20 protein-coding genes are annotated in these 24,398 nt (G+C 71.0%); 6 read left to right on the forward strand and 14 right to left on the reverse strand.

Features of this window, described 5'->3' with window-relative positions; translation table 11 throughout:
* Positions 1-40: 40 nt before the first annotated feature.
* Positions 41-4,024, reverse strand: a complete 3,984-nt coding sequence (locus AB1046_RS15985) for a TM0106 family RecB-like putative nuclease (RefSeq protein ID WP_369370283.1) — start codon at positions 4,022-4,024, stop codon at positions 41-43.
* Positions 4,025-4,167: 143 nt separating this feature from the next.
* Between AB1046_RS15985 and AB1046_RS15990 the strand changes: the two genes are divergently transcribed.
* Positions 4,168-5,424: an excalibur calcium-binding domain-containing protein gene (locus tag AB1046_RS15990; RefSeq protein WP_369370284.1), complete on the forward strand. Its 1,257-nt coding sequence runs from the start codon at positions 4,168-4,170 to the stop codon at positions 5,422-5,424.
* A gap of 117 nt (positions 5,425-5,541) precedes the next feature.
* On the opposite strand, the gene AB1046_RS15995 is transcribed toward AB1046_RS15990, so the two are convergent.
* The 4 genes from AB1046_RS15995 to AB1046_RS16010 all read right to left on the reverse strand — a co-directional run bounded on the left by AB1046_RS15995 (position 5,542) and on the right by AB1046_RS16010 (position 9,690).
* On the reverse strand, positions 5,542-6,897 hold the full coding sequence (locus tag AB1046_RS15995) for a hypothetical protein (RefSeq protein WP_369370285.1): 1,356 nt from the start codon (positions 6,895-6,897) through the stop codon (positions 5,542-5,544).
* A 2-nt stretch (positions 6,898-6,899) separates the two neighbouring features.
* Positions 6,900-7,649: a SigE family RNA polymerase sigma factor gene (locus tag AB1046_RS16000; protein ID WP_369370286.1), complete on the reverse strand. Its 750-nt coding sequence runs from the start codon at positions 7,647-7,649 to the stop codon at positions 6,900-6,902.
* A gap of 137 nt (positions 7,650-7,786) precedes the next feature.
* A complete protein-coding gene (locus AB1046_RS16005) occupies positions 7,787-9,118 on the reverse strand; it encodes a hypothetical protein (protein ID WP_369370287.1) in 1,332 nt (443 codons plus the stop codon).
* Positions 9,115-9,690 carry a SigE family RNA polymerase sigma factor gene (locus tag AB1046_RS16010; RefSeq protein WP_369370288.1) on the reverse strand — a complete coding sequence of 192 codons (576 nt, stop codon included), beginning with the start codon at positions 9,688-9,690 and terminating at the stop codon, positions 9,115-9,117. Before AB1046_RS16010 ends, AB1046_RS16005 begins: the two co-directional genes overlap by 4 nt.
* Positions 9,691-9,893: 203 nt before the next feature.
* On the opposite strand from AB1046_RS16010, the gene AB1046_RS16015 reads away from it, so the two are divergent.
* Both AB1046_RS16015 and AB1046_RS16020 read left to right on the forward strand, forming a co-directional pair.
* Positions 9,894-10,646 carry a response regulator transcription factor gene (locus AB1046_RS16015; RefSeq protein WP_369370289.1) on the forward strand — a complete coding sequence of 251 codons (753 nt, stop codon included), beginning with the start codon at positions 9,894-9,896 and terminating at the stop codon, positions 10,644-10,646.
* Complete coding sequence (locus AB1046_RS16020) at positions 10,643-11,692, forward strand: sensor histidine kinase (protein WP_369370290.1); 1,050 nt, start codon at positions 10,643-10,645, stop codon at positions 11,690-11,692. Before AB1046_RS16015 ends, AB1046_RS16020 begins: the two co-directional genes overlap by 4 nt.
* Before the next feature lie 9 nt (positions 11,693-11,701).
* Here AB1046_RS16020 and AB1046_RS16025 read toward each other — a convergent pair whose 3' ends face one another.
* The 9 genes from AB1046_RS16025 to AB1046_RS16065 all read right to left on the reverse strand — a co-directional run bounded on the left by AB1046_RS16025 (position 11,702) and on the right by AB1046_RS16065 (position 20,691).
* A complete protein-coding gene (locus tag AB1046_RS16025) occupies positions 11,702-12,469 on the reverse strand; it encodes an amino acid ABC transporter ATP-binding protein (RefSeq protein ID WP_369375743.1) in 768 nt (255 codons plus the stop codon).
* Between the two features lie 44 nt (positions 12,470-12,513).
* Positions 12,514-13,491: an amino acid ABC transporter permease gene (locus tag AB1046_RS16030; RefSeq protein ID WP_369370291.1), complete on the reverse strand. Its 978-nt coding sequence runs from the start codon at positions 13,489-13,491 to the stop codon at positions 12,514-12,516.
* Between the two features lie 31 nt (positions 13,492-13,522).
* Complete coding sequence (locus tag AB1046_RS16035; protein WP_369370292.1) at positions 13,523-14,452, reverse strand: ABC transporter substrate-binding protein; 930 nt, start codon at positions 14,450-14,452, stop codon at positions 13,523-13,525.
* Between the two features lie 248 nt (positions 14,453-14,700).
* Positions 14,701-14,877, reverse strand: coding sequence for a methionine/alanine import family NSS transporter small subunit (locus tag AB1046_RS16040; protein WP_369370293.1), 177 nt, complete (start codon positions 14,875-14,877; stop codon positions 14,701-14,703).
* The gene (locus AB1046_RS16045) at positions 14,874-16,436 is read right to left on the reverse strand and encodes a sodium-dependent transporter (RefSeq protein WP_369370294.1); all 1,563 of its coding nucleotides are present in this window, start codon (positions 16,434-16,436) and stop codon (positions 14,874-14,876) included. Before AB1046_RS16045 ends, AB1046_RS16040 begins: the two co-directional genes overlap by 4 nt.
* A gap of 96 nt (positions 16,437-16,532) precedes the next feature.
* On the reverse strand, positions 16,533-17,789 hold the full coding sequence (locus AB1046_RS16050) for a D-arabinono-1,4-lactone oxidase (protein WP_369370295.1): 1,257 nt from the start codon (positions 17,787-17,789) through the stop codon (positions 16,533-16,535).
* Positions 17,790-17,831: 42 nt separating this feature from the next.
* On the reverse strand, positions 17,832-18,212 hold the full coding sequence (locus AB1046_RS16055; RefSeq protein WP_369370296.1) for an STAS domain-containing protein: 381 nt from the start codon (positions 18,210-18,212) through the stop codon (positions 17,832-17,834).
* A 251-nt stretch (positions 18,213-18,463) separates the two neighbouring features.
* Positions 18,464-18,931, reverse strand: coding sequence for an aminoacyl-tRNA deacylase (locus AB1046_RS16060; RefSeq protein WP_369370297.1), 468 nt, complete (start codon positions 18,929-18,931; stop codon positions 18,464-18,466).
* Positions 18,932-19,005: 74 nt separating this feature from the next.
* Entirely contained in the window at positions 19,006-20,691 is a 1,686-nt protein-coding gene (locus AB1046_RS16065) for a M15 family metallopeptidase (RefSeq protein ID WP_369370298.1), read from the reverse strand.
* 438 nt (positions 20,692-21,129) lie between these two features.
* On the opposite strand from AB1046_RS16065, the gene AB1046_RS16070 reads away from it, so the two are divergent.
* The 3 genes from AB1046_RS16070 (at position 21,130) to AB1046_RS16080 (ending at position 24,214) form a co-directional block, all read left to right on the forward strand.
* Positions 21,130-21,597: a hypothetical protein gene (locus AB1046_RS16070; RefSeq protein WP_369370299.1), complete on the forward strand. Its 468-nt coding sequence runs from the start codon at positions 21,130-21,132 to the stop codon at positions 21,595-21,597.
* A 200-nt stretch (positions 21,598-21,797) separates the two neighbouring features.
* A complete protein-coding gene (locus AB1046_RS16075; RefSeq protein ID WP_369370300.1) occupies positions 21,798-22,466 on the forward strand; it encodes an HNH endonuclease family protein in 669 nt (222 codons plus the stop codon).
* Between the two features lie 152 nt (positions 22,467-22,618).
* On the forward strand, positions 22,619-24,214 hold the full coding sequence (locus AB1046_RS16080) for a glycoside hydrolase family 76 protein (RefSeq protein WP_369370301.1): 1,596 nt from the start codon (positions 22,619-22,621) through the stop codon (positions 24,212-24,214).
* The last annotated feature ends 184 nt before the right edge of the window (positions 24,215-24,398 follow it).

Genomic DNA, 24,398 nt, shown 5'->3' on the forward strand with positions numbered 1-24,398 from the left:
GCTCTGGCCCTCCTTTGCGCGGTTCTTGTCTGCCCGGTGGTCAGGTGCCGATGAGGCGCAGGAACCCGCCGAGCTCCATGAGATGGCGCACGCCGTCGGCCTCCAGGTCTCCCGGCAGGTAGTCGGTCAGGCGCGGCGCCGAGATCACCACCGCCCGCCACTGAGCGCGGGACACCGCCACGTTGATGCGGTTGCGCGACAGCAGGAATCCCATGCCGCGGGAGACGTCGTCGGGCGTCGAGGCGGCGAGCGTCAGGATCGCCACCGGTGCCTCCCGGCCTTGGAACATGTCGACGGTGCCGACGGGAACCTCGCCCAGCCCGGCGGCGCGCAACGCCTGGCGGACCAGGTGGACCTGGGCGTTGTAGGCGGCAACCACCACCACGTCGTCGGGCCCGAGTGGGCGGGACGGACGGCCGGCGCCCGGAGCCCACCGCCGCCCGATCACGTCCTGCACCTGGCGCACCACCTCGTCCGCTTCCTCGGGGGACGATGTGGAGTGCCCCTCGTGGGCTACCGGGGCGTGCACGACCCCGGGGTCCACGCCGTCCAGCAGGCGCGTGGTGGTGACCGGGTTGGCCGAGAGCCGGCCCGCATAGGAGAGCTGGGACACGGCGGCGCAGACCGCCGGGTGCATCCGCCACGACTCGGGCAGGAGGTAGCCCAGCCCATCGGGCAGCACGGAGCTGCCTGCCGCGAGCCACGCGAGCGCCGACTCGTCGACCGGTTCGGGATGCCGGCCCTGGCTCACCTGCGGGAGCTGCTGCGGATCACCGAGGAGCAGGAGACGCTGCGCGGCCCGTCCGACGGCCACGGTGTCGGCGAGCGAGAACTGCCCGGCCTCGTCGACGACGAGCAGGTCGAGCCCCTCGTCCGGCCAGCGCTCGTGCGCGAAGTCCCAGGCGGTGCCGCCCACCACACAACCCCCGCTGCTGCGCGTGGCGAACTCCGCTAGCTTCTCGCTGTTCACCTCCTGCCATGGCCGGGCGGTTTGCTGCTCGGTGCCCTTCGCCCGCTGCTTCTTCGCGACCAGCTCGACCGGGACGCCCGCCTTCTCGACGACGGCGCTCAGCATGTTCTCGACCGCCGCGTGCGACTGGGCCACCACGCCCACCCGCCAGCCCGCGCCCACCAGCTTGGCCACGACGTGGGACCCGACGTGCGTCTTGCCGGTGCCGGGCGGGCCCTGCACCGCGAGGTAGGAGTGATCGAGCCGCTCGACGGCGGCAAGCACGGCCGCCTCCAGGTCGAGCCCGCGGCCGTCGTCGCCGGCTACCCCGCCATCGCCGGCTACCTCGCCGAGCGCCGGCAGGTCCCCGCCACCGACCAGTCGGGGCGGCCGGCGGCGCAGCAGGTCGACGGCGGCACCGTCGGGCAGCGTACGGTCCGCGTCCCAGGAGGCGAGGCCAGCGCGGGCGGCGTCCTCGACCGCGCGCTCCTGCGCGTCGTGCGCGGGGCCGCGCTGCGGCGCGAGAGCGACCGGGATCTGGTCGTGCGGCTCCGCTCCCCCGGACAACCGCTCCCGCAGGACGACGACGTCACAGCCGCGCGGCAGGTCGTCCCCCTCCCCGTCGAGCGCCCGCACCTCCAGGACAACACCGCCGGCGTGCTCACCCCGGATGGCTCGCGCCTCCAGCTCACCGACGACGGGCGGCACGGGCTGGTCGTACAGAACGTGCACGGGATCGCCGACCCCAAGGTCGGACCCGTCGACCCGGGACCCGTCGAGCATGCGCCCCACCAGCTCGATCTCCCGCGAGGGGAGCCGGTCACGCCCCACGACACTCCAGTCGCGCAACACGCCGGAACGTTCCACGTGGAACGTCGACCGACGACCGGGCCACTCGTCCAGCGGCAGCTCCAGCCGCGCGAAGTGCTCCAGCCAGAAGGGCTTCTCCTCCCGCTGGTAATACCCGACGGCGGCCCCTAACAGCGCAAGCGCCTGCACCTCAAGCGACCGCTCCCCCCGGTTCTCCCCCACCCGCGAGGCGATCTCCCCGGCCAACGCCAGCCGCCGCTCCCGCCCAACCCGCCGAGCCAGCGCCCGAGGCGACTCCTCGCCCTGGCCGGTGGCTCGGTCAATGCCACGGTCAACGTCAACAGCAGCAGGCTCACCCCCGACCTCTGTGGGCCCCCCTCGCTCAACGGCCCCCTCCCCGCCAACCCCAACCCCCTGCGCAGGCGACGCACCAGCGGAGGCCGTGGGGAGCGAGAATGCGCGCGCGGATGTATCTGTTCCCGAAGTGGAGGGCCCCCTGGGGCCCGTGAACGCATCCGCGCGCGCGTTCTCGCTCCCCACGGCCGCCCCAGCCACAACAACAGACCCGACCGACGAACGCGCACCCCTCAACCAATCCAGCAACCGCAAAGTAGACCGGCAGTCGTACTCGTTGTAGTCCAAGATCCGCTGCCTGAGCTCTGCCGCCCGCTCGTCGCCGTCGGCTGCGAGCTTCGCGTACTCCGCGTACTCCGTAACGGACGCCGTAGCGCTCGTAACCCCCTCGCGCGCCGGGTCGTCCTGCATGTAGAGCGGTTCGAGCTTCTTGATCGACTTCGACCGGTTCGAGATGCGCAGGCACGAGCGGACCGCCGCGTAGAGGTCGACCAGCACCCCGTCGCGCAGCAGCTGGTCCACCTCGTCCTCGTACACACCGTGCCGTGCCGCGATGGAGAGCAGGTGGGTCTTCTCGTAGGCGGCGTAGTGGTAGACGTGCAGGTCGGGATACGTCGCCAACCGGGCATTGAGATAGTCGACGAAGCGGACGAGCGCGTCCCGCTCCGCCGCCAGGTCGTCGGCCCAGAGCCCGTGGAAGGGCGGGGTACCTTCGCCCGGGCCAGGTCGCTCGACCCAGCCGAAGAGGTAGTCCAGGCCCATCGCCGGCGCCTGGTCGTCGCCGGGCAGGCGCTCCTCCTCCCACAGCGGGTCGCCCTCGAAGTCGAAGAACACGTCGCCAGGGCTGGGCGGCGGGAGCCGGTCGATGGCCTCGGTCGCCACGAGCTGCCAGCGCAGTCGCGCCTCGGGTCCGTCCGGGTCGACGCCGTCGGGCAGGTGGTCGAGCGCTACCGAGCCGTCGCCGTCGTCGAGCCCGAGCTGGAGGCGCGCCTGGGCGCGCAGCCCCGCGAACCGCCCGGCGGCCATGCCGTCGGGCGGGTCCTCGGCGGTCGCGAGGGCGTCGATAGTCGTGATGCCCGACGCCGAGAGCTTCGCTCGCTGCGTCCCGTAGACGCCGCCGACCAGGAGCACGTCGCGGCTCTGCGCCGCGGCTTCCGCGCAGTCCGGGCAGCTCCGGAGCTTGCCGCAGGCCAGGTACCGCTCGTCGTCCCAGCGCACCAGCGCGTCGTCGGCCACGTGGGTGTCCAGGACCTCGATGAGGCGCGCGCGCCGCTTGTGGAAGACGGGCAGCAGGTCGGCGAGCCGGTGTGACGTGGTCTCCCCCGTGCCCAGCACGAGGTGCACCTCGTCGGTCGGGTCGATGCGTGCGCCGATGAGCTGGTCCGCGTACGCGGCGAGCTGGAGCAGCGCGCGGACCTTGGTGCGGCGCGCGAGCTTGGAGTCGTGCACGGCGTACCGCGGCACAACGCCCGGGTCGCCGAGGTGAATCCCCTCACCGAGCGGGTCGTGCACCAGGAAGTCGGCCCGGCCGTGGAACCGGCCGTCGAAGAATGAGGCCTGGTAGACCACGTCGGCGCCCTGCTCCATCGCGGCCAGCGTGCGCGCGTGCGCGTCGGCCAGGTCGTCGCGGGACATCCGGCGCGCCGGCGCGACCTCCAGCACCCCGCCGACACGCTCGGCGCCCGCCGGGCCGAAGGAGCGGAGATACCCGTCCAGGACGCGGCGTTCATGATCCTCACCGAGGGCCGCGGTGCGGGCGAGCATCTCGTCCTCCTCCCGTGGCCTGCGGGGGATGCGGCCGAGGAGCTCGTCGAGGCGTCGCAGCAGGCGAAACTCGCACTCGCCCGCGATCACTAGGTCGCTTGCGGAGTGCACCAGGGTGCCGGCGTCTGCACGCTCCAGGAGGAACATGTCCCCAGGTCTACCAGTGACCCCTGACACGAGCAGGCTAGTCTCGCCCTCACAGGCGGTAGATATGTCCGGTTCGACCCCGATTCTGGCGCCAACCCGCCTGGATGGCCGATAGTGGGGCCGACCGTATCGAAGGAGTAACCATGCCCGTGCGCTTCAACCCGCCTCCGGGTTGGCAGGTGCCCCCGGGATTCAGACCCGACTCCAACTGGGCTCCCGACCCGTCGTGGCCACCGGCCCCGCCCGGCTGGGACTACTGGGTGGACCGGCCCGACACTCCCGAAGCCGATTCAGCAACCCGCGTCAACATGCCCGCTGTACCGCCCATCGTCGCAGCACCTCCCGCGCCTCCCGCGCCCCCTGCGCCCCCTGCAGGAGCGACCGCAGGAGCGACCGCCGTCCTGGCCTCCAGCTCCGCAGCCGGCCTGCCGGACGACGGCGGGGACACGCGCACTGTCGCGATCCAGCTGATCAACGTGCCCGACGGCCGCCCAGCATCCGGCCCGATCGCCGCCGGTGCGATGGGTTCGACCATGACCATGGCGCCCATCAGCGCTCCCCCGGCTCCGGGTGCGACCCGGCCGGGCTCCGGCCCGCAGCCGGTGTACCCGCCACATCCGGTCTATCCGCCGCAGCCCGGCTCGGCGCCCCCGCCACCCCCGCCGGACTCGCCGCGAAAGGGCCCGACCACGGGCATGCTCGCCGCCCTCAAGGGTCTCGGCGGCAAGGGTTCGACCCCGCCCGCCGGCCCGCCGCCGGCCGCCAGGCCGCTGATGGGGCCGGGCCCGCTGAGCATCGACGACGCGAACGGCTCCGGTCCGAGCGGGCCGATGCCGATCGCCCTGCCCGCACCGCGCCCCGGCACACCCGCGCGCCAGGGCGGCTCGCGCACCCCGGGTACCGGGCTCATGATCGCCATCGGCGTGGCCTGCCTCGCGCTCGGCGTCATCGTCGGCGTCATCATCACGGCCGGGCAGCAGGCCGATGCGAACCAGGCGATCACCGACGCCCAGACCATGCAGACGCAGTTCGACGAGCAGCGTGCCGAGATCGAGGCGGAAAGCGCCCAGGTCGAGGAGCAGCGCAATGACGTGGCGGAGCGCGAGCAGGCCCTCGGGGAGCGTGAGGCCCAGGTCGAGGAGCGCGAGACGGCTCTCGAGGAGCGGGAGACAGCCCTCGAACAGCAGGAACAACAGCAGCAGCAGGAAGAAGAGCAGCAGGACGAGGAAGCGGAGACCGGAGGCGGGAACGGGAACGGGAACAACCCCGGCACCGTCTTCTACTGGAACTGCGACGCTGTACGCGCCGCGGGCGCGGCTCCGCTCGCGAGCGACCAGCCGGGCTACCTGCCGCACCTCGACGCCAACGGGAACGGCATCGCCTGCGAGGACGGCGAGTAGTCGATATCCGTCCCGGAAAGTGGAACGGGCCGAGGCAGATCCCCAGATTCTGCCTCGGCCCGCTCGTTTGTTCCCGGCCCACGCCATCTCCCCAGACGAGACGCGGACCGGGAAGCTTTATCCCCCGAAGAGTCCCTCCAGGAGTTCACCGAGACCGAGGGGATCCTCGTTCTCGGGAGCTTGGGTCGGCTCCGGGCTCGGAGCCGGGATGGGCGTCACCTCGCCGCCGGGCGGTGCGTCGCCCGTCGATGCGAGCTGCAGCGCCTCGCTCAGGTCGATCAGGCACAGCCGCCAGACGTCGGCGTCCACACCCTCCGGCGCGCGCCAGAACGACCTGCCGGTGAGCTCCGGCGGCGCCGTCCAGCTCGTGCCGGTGCGCTGCGCGACGCAGGTCTCCATGGCGGGGACCTCGTTCGCCTGCGGGTCTCCGGCCAGCATCGGGGCGAGCCTGGCGACCAGCGGGGTGGGTTCCGCGGCCCTCGGCGTGTCCACGGACCGGCCGGCGACGTCGTGGATGACCGCGCACTCGGGCGAGGTGGTCCGGCACCAGGAGGCGCTCCACGTGTTCTCGTTCGAATAGATGAACCCGCGCGGCTCCGCCGTCGAGCGGTCGACCTGCAGGACCCGCATCCAGACGGTTCCGTCGCCGAGCACGTCGAACGGTGTGACCCTCAAGGACGAGCCGGCCTCGGGCGCATCGGCCTGCGCGTCCGGGCCGGCGTCGGTGTCCGGTGACGCGGGCGCCCCCTGCGCGTCCGCGGCACCACCGGTCTGCGGGTCGTCGAAGACCAGGAACTGGTCACCCTCCGTCGCGGCGGAGGAGAGCCCGAACACGAGGGCCGGACCGCCGTCGGACGGCAGGACCATCGCGTCGGAAGTGACCCCCCGCCAGAGGAGTGTTCCGCCGAGGTTCCCCGCGCGGAGGTTCTGCAGCGCGGTGTCGCCGCCCGCGATGACCTCGAGCTGGGTGGCGCTGTGCCGCCCGTCGATGTTCGCCAGGGTCACCACCGCGAGATAGCGGTCGCCGCCCCCGGCGTCGAGACCGAGGTCGAGCACCGCGGTGTCCGCGTCGACGCGGTACGCGGCGGGACTCGCCACGGTACGCACGCCGGGCGCGAGGTAGACAACTTGCGCCTCCGGGTCCGACGACGGGATAGCAGTGGCCGACGGCGGTGCGGGCTCGACCGGAACCGTCTCCATCAGCTGCGGCACCTCGCTGCCGGGCGCGACCTGCACCGGAGAGTTGTCCCAGAGGCCCGGGATCCCGGGCAGCGCGCCGGCCGCGCCGGCACCGATCGACGCGAGCGCCAGCGTCGACGCCAGCGTGACGCTCGCCCGCCGCGTGGTGTGCTTGCGGCGGCTGGACCGCAGCACGCTGTCCAGGTTCAGCGTCGACGCGGGCACTGACGCGTGCGCCGACTCGCGGAGCCGGGCGACGAACTCGTCGTCGGGCGGGCCTTGGGAGAGGTTCATGTTCATCGAGTTCCGCCCAGTGCATCCAGGTCGAGAATCGCGCGCAGGTGGGCGAGGCCACGCGAGGCTGTGGACTTGACGGTGCCGAGGGGGATGCCGAGCTCGCTCGACACCTCGGACTCCGACAGGTCCAGGAGATGACGCAGCACCACAACTCGGCGCTGCTTCAGGGGGAGGCGCAGGAGGGCGCGCACGACTGCGTCGCGATCGTCCACCGTGCGTGTAGGCATCCGGGCCGCCGCGCGCGCGACGCGAACGTCGTCCTGCGGCAGCTCCTCCGGGCCGGTCAGCACCTCGCGCCGAGTACGGCGCCAGGCGTCGATGCGCAGGTTGGCCAGCACGCGCCGCGCGTACACCAGCGGGTCGCCCTGTCGGGCCTTGTGCCAGTGGCGGTAACAGCGCTCGAAGGTCTGCTGGGTGAGCTCTTCCGCACGGTGAGCGTCACCGCTCAGAAGGAAGGCCATCCGGTGCAGGGGATCCTTGGCCTCTCGCATGAACGCGGTGAACTCCTCGTTCTTGGAGATCTGTGCGTTCCTGCGCGCATGAATGGCCGTAGGCCGGTCTGTACGCACGGGCAGCGAGGCTACGTCATCGACGCCCGCCACCCCACCTCTGACCACCGTGAGCGGCCGGGTCGCGGGGGCGGGAGCTGTAGTAGTGGGGGTGGGAGTCGTAGTGGTCGGGGTGTCTGGGGTGTTCTGCTGGGTTGTCACGTTCTCCAGGTCGTCCGCAGAGCTGGAGTCGGCGCGCACGATATGCAGCATCACGGGCTTGGGGGCCCGGGAAACTGGCGCTGGTGCGCGCTGACTCGTGACTGTCACGAACGGAACACGGGCCAGCCAGGACGAAGGTTCCATCGAGTTCCACGGAGATTTTCCGCACCGGGAGCTCAGCGGCGGAAGTCCAGCGTCCCCAGGAAGGTGTGGAGGTCCTGCAGGCCCTGCTCGGTGCCGTCGAACTCGACGACGAGGAACAGGTTCTCGCCCTGGTCCTCCTGGTGGAGGTAGATGTCCACCCAGTAGTAGTCGGCCTCACCGTCCGCGTTGTAGACGGTCGGCAGGACCTCGGCGTAGTCGGCGCCCGGCACGTCGATGAGCTGGGACTGCGGCGCCACCATGTTCTGGCTCCACCAGTTGTTCCCGGGCAGCCCGCCCTGGATGTAGACCCGCTCGGACCACTCCGGGTCGACGCCCGGATCCGCGTGCGTGATCGTCGGCCCGGTCCACTCGACGCCCGGCGAGAACTCGCCCTCCGTCTCCTCGGCGGTCCAGCCCGGCGGCACGGCGAACTTCAGCCCGTTGTGCTCGGTCCTGACCCAGCCGGCCGGGACGCCCTGCTCGATCGCAGCCAGCGTCGGATAGGAGAACGCCGGCTGGTACCAGTCGGGCTCGCCCGCGTCCCTGAGCCACAGGTTTCCCACGAAGTTGCGCAGCATGGTGTCACCCGCTGCGTCCGCAGTGAAGCGGGTCTCGATGATCCAGCCCTCGTCACCGCTGCGGAGCGTGATCGTCACCGGGCGGATCTTGCCCTCGTCCTCGTGCTGCTCGATGACCACGAGGTCCGCGCCCTCGATGTCGAGCGTCGTCGCGCCCGAGTCCCGGGCCGGGGCGGTCCAGCCCGCGACGTCGAACACGTTCCGCAGCTCGATGGTGGCGTCCATGTCGTCGATGGTGCGATCCGCGCCGAGGCTCAGGGCATCCGGGCGCTCCGGGTCCAGCCACCCGGCGACCCCGCCCGCGTTCACGTCGCCGACGGCGCTCCAGCCACCCGGCGGGACCTCGTACCAGAGGCCGCCGAGGATGTACGGCGACTGCTCCCCGCTCTCGACCACACCGCGCTCCACCCCCGGGAGAACGGGCAGCGTCCCGCCGCCGGTCTCCAGGTACTCGGTCGGTGCGTCCTCGAGCGCTTCGCTCGGGGCGGGCGCCGGCAGCTCGCTCGTCGGACTCGGCTCCTCCGACGACTTGTCCGCCCCCGGCAGCGGCACCTGCTGGTCGGCATAGATCGCGCCGGCGGCGCCGATGCCCGCGCCGGCGAGCACGAGCCCGGCGAGCGCCGTAGTCGCGGCGACCACCACGCGCCGTCGGCGCACGTTCCGCACCGCGCGCACCGCCATGGCGGTGGCGTCCAGCGACTGCGGGGGCTCGATGGTCGCACCGGCAGCACGTAGGCCGGCCACGATCGCAGCGTCCTTCTTCGCGTGGATGTCGTGCACGTTCATGATCGGCTCCCCTCGCCGTCGGATGCCACGAGGACGCGTAGCTGCGCCAGGGCGCGGGACGCGGTGGACTTGACCGTGCCGGCGGAGATGCCGAGCTCGGCCGCGGTGTCGGCCTCGGAACGGTCCAGGAGGTAGCGCAGGACCACAACCCGGCGCTGCTTGACCGACAACACCATGAGCGCGCGGACCAGCCGGTCCCGCTCGGCCAGCCCGGTGTCCGACGCCGGGACGCTCCGCACCCGGGTGATGCTCGCCGGGTCCTCGCTGAGCACCTCGCGCCGGGTACGACGCCACGTGTCGATGCGGGCCGTCGCCAGGACACGACGCGCGTAGGCGAACGGCTCGCCGTCGCCCACCTTCTTCCAGGCCTTGAACGTCCGCTCCAGGGCGAGCTGCACCAGGTCCTGCGCACGGTGCTGGTCGCCGCACAGCAGGTACGCGATCCGGTACAGCGCAGGGGTGCTGGCCTGTGCGAACGACGTGAAGTCCGCCACCGGGTCAAGACCGCTCCGGACGACGGTGAACTCGCCGCTGCCCGGCTGGACCTCCGTGCTCACCGCCACCTCACTCATCCGGAGCTCCGGCCGGAGCTAGAGCCGGCGGCGTACCCCGGCGCTGGTTCGCGGCGCCCTGTGCGCCGCTTCGTCTGCGTCATGCACCATAGACGCAGGATCCGGCCGCCGGGGTTCCATCCATGCAGGACGGGTTCTTACGGGGTCCTGACGACCCCACCAGCCAACCGGGCTTCCGCCCCGCCCGACCGTACCCTTCAGAAGTGGCCCGAGTTCTCGTGATCGACGACGACGCCACCGTCGCGCAGGTGGTCGTCGCCTACCTGGAGCGCGCCGGTGTGGTCGCCGAGCATGCCGCCGACGGCCCGGCAGCCCTGGCCGCCGCCGCCGCGAACCCGCCCGACGCAGTTGTGCTCGACCTCATGCTCCCCGGCATCGACGGCCTGGAGGTGTGCCGACGCCTGCGCGCCGAACGCGCGGACCTCCCGGTGCTCATGCTCACGGCGCGGGGCGAGGAGGAGGACCGCGTGCTCGGCCTGCAGATCGGCGCCGACGACTACGTGGTCAAACCCTTCAGCCCGCGCGAGCTGGTGCTGCGGGTGCAGTCGCTGCTCCGGCGCGCAGGAGGCGCCCCGGCGCCTCCAACGACCGGCGGGCCCCCGGACGGCCGCACGCCCGCCTCCGAGGCACACAGCCCCCTGTACGACGGCAATCTGCGACTCGACGCCGTCGCCCACCGCGTCACCCGCTCCGGGACCGAGCTACAGCTCACGGCGCGCGAGTTCGACCTGCTGCGCTGGTTCCTCAGCCACCCCGGCCAGGTGCACGACCGCGAGAGCCTCATGCGCAAAGTCTGGGGCTGGGAGTACGGCGACCAGTCCACCGTGACGGTGCACGTCCGGCGCCTGCGCGAGAAGGTCGAGGACGACCCGTCCCGGCCGGCGCGCCTGGTGACCGTGTTCGGCGTCGGCTACCGGTGGGACCCCGCCGCGCCCGCGACGGAGGCCGGCGCGTGAACTACGTCGCGGGCATGCTCGTGTCGGTAGCCGTCGCCGCAGTGGTGGGCGCGGCGGGCGCCGTCGCCCTGTTCGCCCTCGCCCGGCGCCGGGTAGCGCTCGCCGCGACGCTCGCCCCGCTCGTCGTCGTCGGATCGGCGACGGCCGGCGTCTACGCGAGCGCGCGGGCGATGTTCCTGTCCGGCACCGGCTCCATGACCGTCCTGCTGCTCCTGCTCGCAACGGTTCCGGTGGCGCTCGCCGTCGGGCTGGTGCTGACCGCGCGCATCCGCACGGTCACCACCGAGGCCGCGGCCGAGAAGGCGGCCCGCGAGCGCGACCAAGAGGTCGAGGTGCGTCGGCGCGAGCTGGTGGCCTGGGTCTCGCACGACCTGCGGACGCCGCTGGCCGCCGTGCGGGCCCTCGCGGAGGCGCTGGAGGACGGCGTCGGCCAGGTGGACGAGCACGTTCCCCGCATCCTGGCGGAGAACCGGCGGATGGCCGCGATGGTCGACGACCTCCTCGCGCTGTCCCGGCTGCAGTCCCCCACCGCGACGCTGCACCGCGAGCCGGTCGCCGTGGCCGACCTCGCCTCCGACGCGATCGCCGCCGCCCAGCCCCTGGCCGACTCGGGCGGGGTCACCCTGGCCTGGGACGTCACCGACCCGGTGGTGACGTCGCTCGACGCCCGGCAGGTCGGGCGGGCGCTGGAGAACCTGCTGGTGAACGCGATCCGGCACACCGGCCAGGGTGGCACGGTGCGGGTGGCAGTGGGGTCTGCGGGTGGCGACGCCCGCACGGTGGTGCTCGCCGTCGAGGACGAGTGCGGCGGGATCCCTCCAGCCGACCTCGACCGGGTCTTCGAGGCCGGCTGGCGCGGAACGGGGGCACGCACCCCGGAGCGCGGCGACGGACCCGGGGCTGGTGCGGTGGGCAGCGGCGCGGGCCTCGGCCTCTCCATCGTTCGTGGAGTGGCCGAGGCCCACGGCGGCACGGCGAGGGTCACCAACATGACCGGAGGCGGAGCTCGAAGCGGCTGCCGCTTCGAGCTCCGCCTCCCCGCCTGACCGCCCGCGTCAGAGCACGTGCGCCAGGAAGTCCTTGGTGCGTTGCTCTCGCGGAGCGTCCAGGACCGCGCTCGGCGGCCCGCTCTCGACGATCACGCCGTCGTCCATGAACACGACGTGGTCGGCGACCTCGCGGGCGAACCCGATCTCGTGCGTCACCACGATCATCGTCATGCCGGACCGCGCCAGGTCCTGCATCACTGAGAGCACCTCGCCCACCAGCTCGGGGTCGAGCGCCGACGTCGGCTCGTCGAACAGCATGAGCTCCGGGTCCATCGCGAGCGCCCGGGCGATCGCCACGCGTTGCTGCTGACCGCCGGAGAGCTGCGCCGGGTAGTGGTCCATCCGGTCGGTGAGTCCCACGCGCTCGATCAGCTCGAGCGCGCGCTGCTTCGCCGCCTTCTTCGACAGCCCGCGCACCTGGACGGGCGCCTCCATGACGTTCTCGAGCGCCGTCATGTGCGGGAACAGGTGGAACCGCTGGAACACCATGCCGATGCGCGAGCGCTGCTTGGCGATCGCCTTGGGGTGCAGCCGGTGCAGCGTGCCCTTGGCGTCCTCGCGGTAGCCCATGAGCTCACCGCCGACGACGATGGAGCCGCCGGTGATGTCCTCGAGCTCGTTGACACAGCGCAGCAGGGTCGACTTGCCCGACCCGGACGGGCCGAGGATCACCGTGACCTCGCCGCGCGCGACGTCGAGGTCCACCCCCTTCAGCACGTGCACGGCGTCGTGCCCGTGACCGAACACCTTGTGCACGGCACGCACCGCGACCATGGCCGCGGCGGCGTCCGTGGAGACCGGAGCGTCAGCGACGGCGCTCATGGTGTCACCTCCTTGGTGATGTCCACCTTCACGGTCCCGGCGGCCGCGATGGCCGCCTGCCTGCCGCCAGGCCCCTTGCCGCGACCGCGACCGCTGCGGGCGGCCGTGCCGAACCCGCGCCCGTAGTACCGCTCCAGGTAGTGCTGCCCCACCATCAGGATCGAGGTGATGAGCAGGTACCAGAGCGCCGCGATGACCAGGAACGGGATCGGCAGGAACTGCCGGTTGCCCATGGCGGACGTCGCGAACTGCAGCTCGAGCGTGAACGGCACGGCGACCACCAGCGAGGTGGTCTTCAGCATCGAGATGGTCTCGTTGCCGGTCGGCGGCACGATGACGCGCATGGCCTGCGGCAGGACGACCCGTCGCAGGACCTTGCCGTCCTTCATGCCGAGCGCCTTGGCGGCCTCGGCCTGGCCCGGGTCCACGGAGGTCAGGCCGGCCCGCACGATCTCCGCGAGGTACGCGGACTCGTTGAGCGCCAGGCCGAGCAGCGCCGCCCAGAACGCCGTGACGACGTCGGCGGTGGTGAACGAGAAGAACTCGGGCCCGAACGGGACGCCCACCGACAGCCGCGGGTACAGCACGGCGAGCAGCCCCCAGAAGACGAGCTGCGTGTAGACGGGGGTGCCGCGGAAGAACCAGATCCAGGCCCAGCTGACCCAGCGCATCACCGGGTTGTCGGACTGGCGCATGACCGCGAGCGCGATCGCCAGGGCGATCGCGATGGCCATGGACGCGAACGTCAGCAGCAGGGTCCACAGCACACCGCGGATCACCAGGACGTCGCGCAGGTACAGCCAGACGACGTCCCAGCGGAAGTTGTCGTTGGTGATCAAAGCGTTGGCCGCCATGGCGGCCAGCACCAGCACGACCACGGCCGCCACCAGGCGGCCGGGCCGGGGTACACCCCGGGCGTGGATCCGGTTGGGCACGGGATCGACGCCCGACGCAGATACGTTGTTCGAGCTCATCTCACCCCTCTCGTAGGTACCGGGACCCGGCTCACTCGGCCGGGTTCAGCTCTGCCTCGTCCACGACGACGTCCTGGCTGCCCCAGCCCGCGAAGGCCGCGGCGAGAGTGCCGTCGTCGATCAGGCTCTGGACGGCCGCCTGGACGGCCTCGCTCAGCTCCGGGTCGTCCTGGGAGACGACGATGCCGTAGGGCGCCGCGTCCCGGATCTCGCCGATGGTCTCGACGTCGCCCGAGGTCTGCTCGACGGCGTACGCGGTGATCGGGGAGTCGGCGTACATGGCCTCGAGCCGGCCGCCCACGAGGTTGGTGGTGACGTCGGCCTGCGAGTCGTAGCGCACGACGTCGATGGCGTCCTCGCCCTCGTCCTCGCAGGTCTGCGAGAGCTCGGTGAGCTCGTCGTCCTGGATGGTCGCCGTCTGCACGCCGACCGTGGTGCCGCACAGGTTCTCGGGGTCGAAGCCCTCGGGGTTGCCCGCGCCGACGCCGAACTGCGAACCGGCGGTCGCGTAGCTGATCATGTTGACCTCGGCGGTGCGCTCGTCCGTGATGGTGAACGCGGAGATGCCGACGTCGTACCGCGAGCCGATGGACGGGATGATCCCGTCGAACGCGGCCGACTCGATCTCGACGTCGAGGCCGAGCACGGCGCCGACGGCCTGGATGGTGTCGATGTCGAACCCGACCGGCGTCGAGCCGTCGGCGTCGATGAACTCGGCCGGGGCGTAGGCGGTGTCGGAGCCGACGGTCAGCGTGCCCTCGTCAGCGATCTCCGCCGGCAGCAGCGCGGCGATCTCCTCGTCAGCGCTGATCGAGGCGAGGTCGAACGAGGCCTCGGCGCTGGCGCCGTCGGTCGCGTCGGTGGAGCCGGTGGGCTCCTGCGACACGCTCGTACAAGCGGTCAGGGCGAGGGTGGCGGCGGCGAATGCAGCCGCGGCGGTCAGGGCGGGAAGCCTGCGCATCAGGGGTCTCCTGGTCGGGTATTGAATGTCTCGCGAGGCCCCTCAGAAACCCGGCAGATCTCTGTCATGTTGGGGAGCAGAGAACCCGACGGCGCACGAGGCGCCCCGACTCGGGTCTCACCCAACCGTGAGTCGCCCCTTGCGTAAACCCGCAAGTTGGAGATCTATGTCACATTGTGATGAGAGGCAGTTTTCTGTTAGCTTTCGCCCCTTTATGCGGGGCTTGACCTGCAATGATGCCTGATCGCTCAGGTGTCGTGCTCGACCGGCTCGTCCGGCCGGCCCTCGGGATCCCCCTCGTCCTGCCAGCCGTGCGGCCACTCGGTGCGCTCCGGCCGCCGCGCGAGGGCGACGATGCTCAGCGCGAGCCCGCCCCACACCACGACGAGTGAGACGACCAGCAGTGCGATCGCGGCGCCGCTCATGACTTACCTCCGAACGTGGGCCAGGTTTCGAACGTGTCGGGGTCGACGCGCCACCGCATCCGCGTGAGCACGAACGCCGCCACGAGGAACAGGGCGACGGTGCCCCACCCCATGAGGTTGAGGTACCAGCCGGCGTACCCCTCGTACCCACCCTGGATCAGGGTGACGATCCGTGAGACCAGCATGTAGGTGAGCACCACAGGGCCGAGGACCACCACGCAGAAGGTCCACCAGCGGCCCACCTGGATGGTGGACACCCCGTTCAGGTGGAACCGCATCTCCTCAGTGCGTCGCAGCACCCAGCCGACGGCGACGGTCGTCACCACCGCGGAGGCCACGATGCCGATGTTGTTCGCCCACTGGTCGACGGTGTCCAGCGCGATCAGGCCCGTGGTGGTGGAGAACGCCAGCACGGAGAGCACCGCCGCGACGACTCCGATGCGGACGGAGGCCTGCGTGCGTGTCCAGCCAAACTTCTCCTGGAACGACGCCGAGACCACCTGCAGGATCGACAGCAACGACGTGAAACCAGCCATCACCAGCGAGCCGAAGAACAGTGCCCCGAAGATTCCCCCGGCCGGCATCTCCGAGACCAGGGCGGGGAAGGTGATGAATGCGAGGGTGGGCCCGGTGAGGCCGTCCAGCTCGGCCACCGGCATGCCCTGCTGATGGGCGAGGAAACCGAGCGCGGCGAACACGCCGATGCCCGCGAACACCTCGAAGCCGGAGTTGGCGAACGCGACCACAAAGCCGGGCGAAGTCAGGTTGGCGCGCCGCCTCCGGTAGGAGGAGTACGTGATCATGATGCCGAACGCGATGGACAGCGAGAAGAAGATCTGGCTGTAGGCGGCAATCCACACGTTCGGGTCGGCCATCGCACTCCAGTCGGGAGTGAACAGCGCGTTCAGCCCGTCGGCCGCCCCAGGCAGGAACAGAGCCCGCACCACCAGCGTGCCGAACGCGAGCAGCAGCAGCGGCATGAACACGAAGTTGACCTTCTCCAGGCCCTTGGCCACCCCGGCGGCGAGCACGACGATCGTCGCAACCCACACCAGCACCAGCGGAATCAGCACCGCCGGCACGAAGTCGAGGCTGAACCAGGCGTCCGTGCCGCCGACGTCGGCCAGCTGGAGATAGGTGCCGGTGAAGAAGGCCGCCGTGTCATCGCCCCAGCGCAGGTCGAACGAGTAGACGAAGAAGCTGAGCGCCCACGCGATGATCACCGCGTAGTAGACGGCGATGACAAAGCAGATGGCCACCTGGAACCAGCCCAGGCCCTCCAGCCAGCGCTTGACCCGGCGGAAGGCCAGCGGAGCGGAGCCCCGGAACCGGTGCCCGATCGCGTAGTCCAGGAACAGGATCGGGATGCCCGCCGTCAGCAGCGCGATCAGGTAGGGCACCATGAAGGCACCCCCACCGTTCTCGTAGGCCACCCCGGGGAAGCGCCAGATGTTTCCCAGCCCGACGGCGGACCCGACGGCGGACAGGATGAAGCCCAGCTGTCCGCTGAACTCCTCGCGCTTCTCGGGCTCCGCTGTCGTGCTCTGCGCGTCGCTCATCCCCTGATCCTGCTGGAAAATCACCCGCAGTGCGAAATCGGGCTTTCCCGACGATGCTCGGCCGGCGTGCTTCGCGCGGCGGATCTCGCCCTGGGATCAGCCGCCGAGCAGCGCCGCCACGTACCCGCCGCGGAACTTGCCCGCCGGGTCGAGGCGCCCAGCCAGAGCGGCGAAGTCGCCGAACCGCGGGTACAGGCCCGGGAGGTCGGCCACCGGGACCGTGAACAGCTTGCCCCAGTGCGGCCGAGCGCCCAGCGGCAGCAGCGCGGCCTCCAGGGCGGGCAACGCGGCGCGGACGGCGGGCCAGTCCTGCCGCCACGTGAAGTGGAACGCCAGGCTGTCCTCGGGCGTGGTGCTGAGCCACAGGTCGTCGCCGGCGATGGTGCGGATCTCGGACGTGAGCAGCAGCGGGCCGAGCCGGTCCCCGAGGGCCCGCACGGCGCGGACGGCGTCGGGCCCCGCAGTGCGCGGCAGGAGGTACTCCGACTGCAGCTCCGCACCCAGGGAGGGCGTGAAGTCGAGCCGGAAGTGCGGCAGCCGGTCGAACCACGGCCCGGGCACCCCGCCCTGCTCGGTGCAGGCGACGGCGGAGACGTCGGGCAGGGGGTGCATCGGCCGGGTCGCGGGCGCGGCACCCAACTCGACCGGGAGTGCGGGCGCGGCGCCCACGCCGTCGTCCACCCGGGACTTGCACCAGACCAGGCGTACGTCGGGCTCGAACCAGCTCGTGAAGACGCTGACGGAGTACGCGCTGCCCATGACCGCGTCGAGGTTGTCGAACAGCGCGTCCCACGGCAGGCCGGTGAAGACGTCCTGGCGTACGTCGAACGTCGGCACGGTCGCGAGCTCCACGCGCGTGACGACGCCGAGTGCGCCGAGCGCCACCACCGAGCCGGGGAAGTCCGCGTCGCCGCGGCGCAAGGTCAGCACGTCCCCGGAGGCGGTCATCAGCTCCAGCCCGACGACGTCGCCCGCGAGCGAGCGCGTCCCGTCCCCGGAGCCGTGGGTGCCCGTGGCGACGGCGCCGGCCACGGAGATGTGCGGCAGGGAGGCCATGGCGGCGAGCCCGCGGCCCTGCGCGTGCAGGTCGACGGCGACCTCGCCGTAGCGCAGGCCGGCGCGGACCGAGGCGACGCCGGTGGCGGGGTCGATCGTCAGCGGCGGCCGGTCGTCGTCGAGCAGGTCGAGCTGGACGTGCACACCCGTCGTGTCAGCGACGTCGCTGAACGAGTGGCGCGAACCGAGGGCCCGGACGCGGGGCTCACCGGCGACGGTGCCGGCAAGCTCCGCGAGGGTCCGGGGGCGCTCGATGCGCGCGGACGAGTACTTGAGGTTCGCTGCCCAGTTCTGCACCGGACAAGCGTGCCACTGGTTCAGCTGAGCCGAGCTACGGGGTCAGGCGCTGGCCGCTGCGTTACGGACCACCGGGATCCGCTGGCTGATACCGACCATGTCCAGGACCTCCATCACCACGGCGGACGGCTCGCGGAGCAGGACGGGTGACCCCGTCTCCTCGCCGAGCACAAACACCTGGAGGATGAAGGCCACCCCGGAGGAGTCGATGAACGTGACGTCCCGAGCGTCGACGATGACGGGCTCGGGGTCCGGTCGTGCTGCGAGCGTGGCCATGGCCTCGCTCGCGTTCTCGCGCAGCAGCGCGTCGATATCGCCCCAGAGGGTCAGCACCGTGCCCTCGTAGGTGTTCCGGCATGCGATACCGGATCCCGGGCGTCCGGGAGCCAGGTCCTGCGCTGAGTCTGACGGGAGAGGGTCCATGGGGTCATTCGCTCCGTCCTGCATTGGTCGGGCCTCGACTTCGGTAGACACTGACTTCCACACTGACTTGGACGCTTCTTGGTGCTCTCTGACCGCCCCCTTGGCCGGGAGGGGCAAGAATTGCCTGAGGTGAGTGTTCACCCGGCACATGCCTTCCGTCCACCCCCGCGGCGTTACGGTCACGTTGCACGAAGGAGAACTGCCCGCCTCCGTGCCCTCGCGGGCCCGCTCGGCGCCCGCCTGAGCCGGGCTCAGGCAGGGTCGGTCACGTCCGCAACCGTGGCATCGAGCGCCGTCGTGAGATCAATGGCGTCGACCGTGGCGCCCACTCCGTGCGCACCTCCGCCGATCGACACGAGCCCCGGCTCACCGAGCCGGGAGTCCGCGACGACGGGCCACTTGTGGAACGACCCGAACGGAGTGATGGTTCCCCGTTCATAGCCTGTGACCTCGAAGGCCACCTCTTTGCTGGGCATCGACAGGCGCGAGACGCCGAGCAGGGCGCGCAGCTTGGGCCACGAGATCTGCCGGTCTCCCGGGACCAGCACGAACAGGAAGTCGTCGTCGGCCCGGCGCACGACGATCGTCTTGATCAACTTCGACGGATCGACCCCGCGCGCGGCCGCCGCCTCGGCGAGGCTGCCGACCTGGTCATGCCGCTTCAGCTCGAACGGGATGCCGGCCGCCTCGAGCGCCGCGACGGCACGTTGTTCGCTCATGGCATTTCCTATCCCGAAAACCCGAGTCTCTGTTGTCTCACAATATGGTCAAGATATCGCCCGCGGGTAACGGCTCAGGGCTCCTCGGTGTCGTCGGTGACGACGCCGGTCCCCTTGGGCAGGGTCGCGAGCGGAGCCGACGACGCAGACGAGGACGGCACGGGGTCAGGCGTGCCCGTCTCCCCGGAGCCGTCCCCAGGCTCTTCACCGGGGCACGACGGCGACGGCGAGGGTGACGGTTCGGGAGCAGGTGACGCACCCGGCTCGGGGTCGGTGTCGTCGGGCGGCGGGCAGGACGGCGACGGAGATGGTTCGGACGGTGACGGGCTCGGCGCCGGGATCGTCGGCCTGGTCGTCCGTGTGGGCGTCGGCTCCGGCTCGGACGGCGTCGGCCCGTCGGACGGCACCGGCGGCTTCTGCGACGGCGGGTTGCTGCCCGGACCGTCCGACCCCTCGTCCGGCCCGTCAGGCCTGTCCGGCTCGTCCGCGGACCCGCCGTCGCTCGGCTTGGGATCGAACGCCGGCTTGTAACGCGGGGTCGCCGAGTCGGTCGGTGTCCAGGTGCCGACGTCGGACGGATCGATGGCACGGTTCGGGATGGAGCCGGCCGCGAAGAACTCGAAGTGCCACGGCTCCGGCTTGGCGCCGCCGAGCTGGGCCCACGACGGGTTGTCCCAGCCGTAGTCGGGGCCGTGCAACCGCAGCCAGACGTACTCGGGGGAGTTGCCGCCCGCGATCGGGTTGTCCAGGTCCACGGCGAGGCCCCAGCCGTGGTTCGACGTGCCGGGGATCGCGGCGAGGTGCGGCTTGGCGCTGGCCACGGCGACCTGCGCCTCGTAGGAGCGGTAGGAGTCGGTGATCGGGATCGGGTAGCCGAACTCCTCCTCGAACAGTGCGCTGAGCGCCGTCAGCCGCTCGGCCGCGTCGCAGCGCAGCATGTGCCCGGACGCGAACTCCAGCTGGCACAGCACGTCGGCGGGGATGCGGCCGTTCGCGTATCCAGCAGTGGAACCACCGAACGCGCTCACGACGTCGAGCAGGCTCTCGCGCAGCGAGAAGCCGCCCGGTGCATCCAGGCCCTGCACCTCGACCAGGGCGTTGGGCACCGACGGGTCCAGCATGTTCGCGAGCCGCACGGCCGCGATCACTACTTCCTCGTAGGTGATGTAGCCCGCCTGCGGGTCGTCGACGTGCGGGTCGATCACCGAGGTGCTCCCGTTCGACACCTGCACCACCGGCGGGGCTTCCTCCTCCGGTTGCGGCTCCTCGGTGTCGCCGTCGTCTGCATCGGTGTCGGTGTCGGTGTCGGTGTCGGTGTCGTCAGCACCGTCCGTCCCGGTGCCCGACTCCGGGGCGTCGGCGTCCGGCTCCGACCCGCGCGCGACGGGCGCGTCCTCGATGCGGAGGCCCTCGTTGTTCTCGCCGAACGCCAGCTGCTGCATCTGGTACGTCGTGTAGAGCATGCCGAGCTCGGCGGCGGCCTGCGCGATGGTGGGGCTGAAGTTGGGCCCCTGCTCCTGCGCTTCCTGCTCGGCGCGCTCGAGGACCGCGACTACCTGGCCCAGCGTCACGCCGTCCGGGGCGGTGCTGGTGTCACCGACGGTCAGGCTCTGGAGCAGCCCGTAGAACCGGATCGGGAGCTCGCCGCCCTGGCCGGACGGATGCGCGGCCGGGATGCTCGCCGAGGCCGTGAACAGCACACCGATCGCGATCACGGCGGCGACGGCGCCGGTCCCGGCGCTCCGAAGCAGACCCCGCAACCGCTCACTGCGAAGCAGAACCCGCAGCCGCTCACTGCGAAGCAGACCCTGCAGCCGCTCACTGCGAAACAGACCCTGCAGCCGCTCACGAGGGATAAGCGCAACGAGCTGCTTCGCCTTGTCGTTCACGCGTCGCCCCCTCAGTCGGTGCGCGGCCGCAAGGTGCGCAGTACGTGCGGTTCGGATACTTGTACAGGACTATCACGCCTAGGTGAACTCACGCCATGGAGTTCTCGACGCCCTGTTGAACCGAGGTCAAGGGTAACGATTCGGACGTACTGCGCAATGAGCTCTTCCAGGTAGATCTCAGGATCCTCCACACTGACGCGGGTCCGTAGGGTGGCGTCAGGTACATACCGGCCTATCCAAGACGTTTCGGATACTCCACAATATGGCCTGACATTTCCTAAAACCTGCAACCAGGGGAGCACGACCACCATGACCACGCCCGACACCACGACCCCCGAGGCCTTGATCGAGGAGAACGCCGCCTCGACCGCCACCCAGGTCGTGGAGCCCGAGCCAGCCGCGCCGGAGGCGCCGTCCGAGGTGACCGAAGAGATCGAGGCGCCCGTGGCCCAGGCCGTCGCCACCGACGAGCCCGTCACCACGACCGCCGTCGCCGCCCCCGTCGCGACCGAGACCGCCGTGGCCGAGACGACCGCCGTCGTCGTCGAGGAGGAGCCGCAGAGCACGGTCTTCAGCCTCGTCACCTTCTTCCTGGCCGCGCTGCCGATCATCGGCGTCATCCTGAACGCCATCGCGGTCGCCCGCGCCGGCAAGGAGGGCTTCGACCTGTGGCTCGCTCGCTGGGGCCTCGCGCTCGCCATCATCGAGACCGTCGGTGCACTTCTCCTGGTCGGCCTCGGTTACTACTTCGGCCTGCTGTCGGCCGGCGCCGTCTGAGCAGACCCAGGCAGGTCGCCTGTCAGAACCACCCAGACGTGTCAGACCCTCAGGTCGCCTCAGCGGCCTGAGGGTCTGCCATGTTCCGGGGTGGACAGATCGGGTGAAATTTCGCTAATCGTCACATCATGGCCATTCGCCCGTCATGGGCCGCCACGACGATGAACGCGCTCAGGTCAACCTCTAGGAAGGTCTGTCCCATGTCGCAGTTCGTCGTTCGACGAGGGCTTCGGCTCCGCAGCCTGATCGCGTCGGTCTCGGCGCTGGTGCTCGTCGCGCTCCTCACGGTGGCGCTCCCCCAGCCCGCCGACGCCTACCCGCCCGACCTGCCGTCCAAGGCGGTCGTGCAGTCCGAGCTCAACTCCCTCACCGTCCAGGCGGAGAGCGCCTCGGCCCCGTACAACCGGGACCTGTTCCCGCACTGGATCAGCCAGGGCAACAACTGCGACACCCGCGAGGTGGTGCTGCAGCGCGACGGCACCAACGTGCAGGTCGGCAGCGACTGCTACCCGACGTCGGGTAGCTGGTACAGCGAGTTCGACGGCCAGACCTCCACGCTGGCGTCGGACATCGACATCGACCACATAGTGGCGCTGGGCGAGGCCTGGTACTCGGGCGCCAGCTCCTGGACCACCGCCCGCCGCCAGTCCTTCGCGAACGACCTCACCGGACCGCAGCTCATCGCCCTCACGGACAACGTGAACGTCTCGAAGAGCGACAAGGACCCCGCCGAGTGGGTCCCGCCGCTGGCCAGCAAGCGCTGCGCGTACTCGAAGATGTGGATCCACACGAAGTCCCGCTGGGGCCTCACCGTGGACTCCGCGGAGAAGACGGCGCTGCAGGGCCTGCTGAACACCTGCTCGTTCTGACGGCTCCTCCCCCCGGTACGGTGCGGCGGCACGGTTGACGTGTCGCCGCATTCCCGTGAGTCTGGTCAGGCCGCGGGCCTCGCCTGCCGTGTGCGTACGCTCCATCGCTCCACTTCCAACGACGGAAACCAGGACGAGCACAGGGAGAACCAATGACAACGCTGTCAGCGATTTCCTCCACCCCCGGGCGCTCCAGGACCCGCTTTCTGCGACGAGCACTCGGCGCGGGCGCGGCCTTCGCGATCGCCGGCCTGGTGGTCGCTCCGCTGTCCCCCGCGCCCTCCGCCGGCGCGGCAGACGCGGTCGGCGTGACGAACACGGTCGGTGCGACCAGCACGGTCCGCGCGGCCGGCGTCGCCCCGCCGTCCGAGGCCTCGGCACAGGCCGTGATCTGCGACATCTACTGCGACGCGCGGGATCCCGCGCAGGCGACGGGCGATCGCATCCCGGTGAGCGCCACGATCCACGGCCGTACGCTCCGGCTCCACGTCTCCGACGCCGACGTCATGGGTTGGGGCTCGATCGAGGGCGGCCAGGCGGGTGACGAGGTCTGGCTCGACCGGTCGTTCGACGGCGGCCGGACCTGGGCGTCGGGGAGCAGGCTCGGCAACACGACGATCCCGAGCGGCTCGACCGGCTGGCGTACGCAGATGTACAACGTCGACGACTGGGCCAACGCCGGCGTCGGCGCCTTGCGTGCCTGCGGCAAGGCCGGCGACCGCCCCGAGATCGCCTGCACGGGCTGGGCCCGCAACGACCGCAACGCCGGCAGTCGATCGACGGCGGCGGCCACCGCGCTGATGATGCTGTGGGACCGCAACACCGGCCTGTTCGAGACCAACGGCTGGTGGACGGCGGCCAACGCGCTCACCGCCGTCATCGACAACGCCCGGATCAGCGGGATGGGCAGCTACCGGTACGCGATCGCCGAGACCTACAACAAGAACGTCAACGCGCGCGACGGCCAGTTCCGCAACGAGTACCTGGACGACACCGGCTGGTGGGGCCTCGCCTGGATCGCGGCCTACGACCTGACCGGTGACAGCCGGTATCTGAACACTGCCCGCGCCGACGCCGACCACATGCGCGCCTACTGGACCAGCAAGTGCGGCGGGGGCGTCCAGTGGAACACCGGCATCGCCTACAAGAACGCCATCACGAACGAGCTGTACATCCAGCTCAACGCGGCACTGCACAACAGAATCCCCGGCGACACCACCTACCTCCAGCGAGCGCAGGAGGGCTGGAACTGGTTCCGGGCCAGCGGCATGATCAACTCGGGCAACCTGATCAACGACGGGCTGAACGACTCCTGCGTCAACAACGGCCAGCCCACGTGGACCTACAACCAGGGCGTTGTCCTCGGTGCGCTGGCCGAGCTGCACCGGGCCACCGGGGACGCGGCGCTGCTCACCACCGCGCGGAACCTGGCGAACGCCTCGACGTCGTCCACCTACCTGAACCCGGGTGGAGTGCTGCGGGAGGTGAACGAGGGCGACGACTGCAGCAGCGACGGCGCCTCCTTCAAGGGTGCCTACGTGCGTGGCCTGGGCAAGCTCAACGCGGCGCTGCCGGATCGTCCGTACAGCGGGTACATCGACCGGCAGGCCGACGCGGCCTACGCCAACAACCGTGACTCGCTCGGGATGTACGGCCCGCACTGGGCCGGGCCGCTGGTCCGGCCCGCGACGGGGCACGGCTGCCAGCACGGCGCACTGGACCTCCTGAACGCGGCCCAGGCCAGCTGACCGACCTGTTTGATCCCTACACGCTGCGCGCGTCCCGCCGCGGATTCCGTGCAGCGTGTAGGGGTCAAACCGGTGGAACGGACCACCGGCCGAGGCCGGTCGGCAAATGACCTTGCCGGTGCTGGGAGAATGGGGGGTTGTGAGTACCGAGCCTTCTTCCACCCCAGTGTCCGACGGCGATAGC

Source organism: Promicromonospora sp. Populi, assembly GCF_041081105.1.
Classification (GTDB): domain Bacteria; phylum Actinomycetota; class Actinomycetes; order Actinomycetales; family Cellulomonadaceae; genus Promicromonospora.

Coding starts and splice junctions, on each gene's coding strand:
- AB1046_RS15985 (WP_369370283.1), bottom strand. CDS start 4,024: ATGTTCCTCCTGGAGCGTGCAGACGCCGGCACCCTGGTGCACTCCGCA.
- AB1046_RS15990 (WP_369370284.1), top strand. CDS start 4,168: ATGCCCGTGCGCTTCAACCCGCCTCCGGGTTGGCAGGTGCCCCCGGGA.
- AB1046_RS15995 (WP_369370285.1), bottom strand. CDS start 6,897: ATGAACCTCTCCCAAGGCCCGCCCGACGACGAGTTCGTCGCCCGGCTC.
- AB1046_RS16005 (WP_369370287.1), bottom strand. CDS start 9,118: ATGAACGTGCACGACATCCACGCGAAGAAGGACGCTGCGATCGTGGCC.
- AB1046_RS16010 (WP_369370288.1), bottom strand. CDS start 9,690: ATGAGTGAGGTGGCGGTGAGCACGGAGGTCCAGCCGGGCAGCGGCGAG.
- AB1046_RS16025 (WP_369375743.1), bottom strand. CDS start 12,469: ATGGTCGCGGTGCGTGCCGTGCACAAGGTGTTCGGTCACGGGCACGAC.
- AB1046_RS16030 (WP_369370291.1), bottom strand. CDS start 13,491: ATGAGCTCGAACAACGTATCTGCGTCGGGCGTCGATCCCGTGCCCAAC.
- AB1046_RS16035 (WP_369370292.1), bottom strand. CDS start 14,452: ATGCGCAGGCTTCCCGCCCTGACCGCCGCGGCTGCATTCGCCGCCGCC.
- AB1046_RS16040 (WP_369370293.1), bottom strand. CDS start 14,877: ATGAGCGGCGCCGCGATCGCACTGCTGGTCGTCTCACTCGTCGTGGTG.
- AB1046_RS16045 (WP_369370294.1), bottom strand. CDS start 16,436: ATGAGCGACGCGCAGAGCACGACAGCGGAGCCCGAGAAGCGCGAGGAG.
- AB1046_RS16055 (WP_369370296.1), bottom strand. CDS start 18,212: ATGGACCCTCTCCCGTCAGACTCAGCGCAGGACCTGGCTCCCGGACGC.
- AB1046_RS16060 (WP_369370297.1), bottom strand. CDS start 18,931: ATGAGCGAACAACGTGCCGTCGCGGCGCTCGAGGCGGCCGGCATCCCG.
- AB1046_RS16070 (WP_369370299.1), top strand. CDS start 21,130: ATGACCACGCCCGACACCACGACCCCCGAGGCCTTGATCGAGGAGAAC.
- AB1046_RS16075 (WP_369370300.1), top strand. CDS start 21,798: ATGTCGCAGTTCGTCGTTCGACGAGGGCTTCGGCTCCGCAGCCTGATC.
- AB1046_RS16080 (WP_369370301.1), top strand. CDS start 22,619: ATGACAACGCTGTCAGCGATTTCCTCCACCCCCGGGCGCTCCAGGACC.